Source organism: Megasphaera sp. AF13-6AC (assembly GCF_027685385.1).
GTDB classification, from domain to species: Bacteria; Bacillota; Negativicutes; order Veillonellales; family Megasphaeraceae; genus Megasphaera; species Megasphaera micronuciformis.
On the sequence record NZ_JAQCUN010000209.1, the window covers coordinates 1 to 1,472 of the forward strand.

2 protein-coding genes are annotated in these 1,472 nt (G+C 46.2%); both read left to right on the forward strand.

The window, feature by feature from the left end; translation table 11 throughout:
- Window positions 1-400: 400 nt before the first annotated feature.
- Window positions 401-712, forward strand: a complete 312-nt coding sequence (rpsJ, locus tag PGX78_RS08195) for a 30S ribosomal protein S10 (protein WP_006943083.1) — start codon at window positions 401-403, stop codon at window positions 710-712.
- A gap of 14 nt (window positions 713-726) precedes the next feature.
- Window positions 727-1,365, forward strand: coding sequence for a 50S ribosomal protein L3 (rplC, locus tag PGX78_RS08200; RefSeq protein WP_006943084.1), 639 nt, complete (start codon window positions 727-729; stop codon window positions 1,363-1,365).
- The last annotated feature ends 107 nt before the right edge of the window (window positions 1,366-1,472 follow it).

Sequence of the window (1,472 nt, forward strand, 5' to 3'; positions counted from 1 at the left end):
CGAAGGCGGCCGTACGGTAGGTGCCGGTGTCGTATCGGAAATCGAACAGTAAGATTTCTATAAACGAAAATCTCCCTTGCTTCGGCAGGGGAGATTTTTTGTCGACCATTGGTTGATCATAGAATGTTCAATACGAAAAGACAAAGTTTTCTCTAAAAGAATCGAAACCGTATTTTTCGTAAAAACGTCTTTTTAGCGAGGAAAAAGGCTTGGAATCCAGGCAAAAACAGCTTGCATGGCTTTGCGATTTGTAGTAAAATAGTCAAGTACGTGGCACTGGGATTCGTATGCCCTTTTTGTGGCCGCGTAGAAAACTATGAAACGGGATGTTGCCCGTCTTTCGGGGAAACTCCCGCGGAGCAGTTCGTTCCGTGAAACGAACGATAGGAGGAATTACGTAATGGCAAAACAGGAAAGAATCAGAATTCGCCTCAAAGCGTATGATCACAAGACATTGGATCTGAGCGCGGCGAAAATCGTCGACACGGCGAAACGGACAGGAGCAATGGTATCCGGACCGATTCCGCTTCCGACGGAAAAGAACATTTTCACGATTCTTCGTTCTCCTCATGTGAACAAAGACTCTCGTGAACAGTTCGAATTACGCACTCATAAGCGTCTTATCGACATTTTGAATGCATCACCCAAAACCGTTGATGCGCTCATGAGACTGGATCTTCCGGCAGGCGTAGACATTCAAATCAAATTATAGGAGGAGGTGCGATTATGTCTAAAGCTATTTTGGGTAAGAAATTGGGCATGACTCAGGTCTTTACTGAAGAAGGCGCTGTAGTCCCCGTAACTGTCGTAGAAGCTTCCCCGAATGTAGTGGTTCGTGTTAAGACGGTTGATACGGACGGTTACAATTCGATTCAGCTCGGCTACGGCGAAATCAAAGAAAAACACTTAACCAAACCCGTTAAGGGTCAGTTCGACAAAGCAGGCGTAAGTCCTGTGAAACATTTACGCGAACTGCGTCTGACAGATACACCGGAATATACGGTAGGCCAAACTCTGGCAGCTGATATTTTCGCAAGCGGCGATCTCGTCGACGTAGTTGGCACCACAAAAGGTAAGGGGTTTGCCGGCACGATTAAACGTCACGGTTTCCACCGCGGACCTATGGGACACGGTTCCAAATCTCATCGTGAACCCGGTTCTCTCGGACCTATGATTTCCGGTGGTGGCGGTAAAGTCATCAAAGGTAAAAAGCTTCCTGGACAAATGGGCGGCAATCAGGCAACAGTTCTTCACCTTTCGGTTGTTAAAGTCGATACGGAAAAGAACATCATCTTGATTAAAGGCGGTATCCCGGGCCCCAAAGGCAGCATCGTAATGATTCGTGATACTGTAAAACCCAGATAATATTGTCAAACAGGAAGGAGGATAATATAAATGCCGAAAGTAAGTACGTATAATATTGCCGGTGTGCAAACCGGTGAAATGGAATTAAACGACAGCGTATTTGGCGT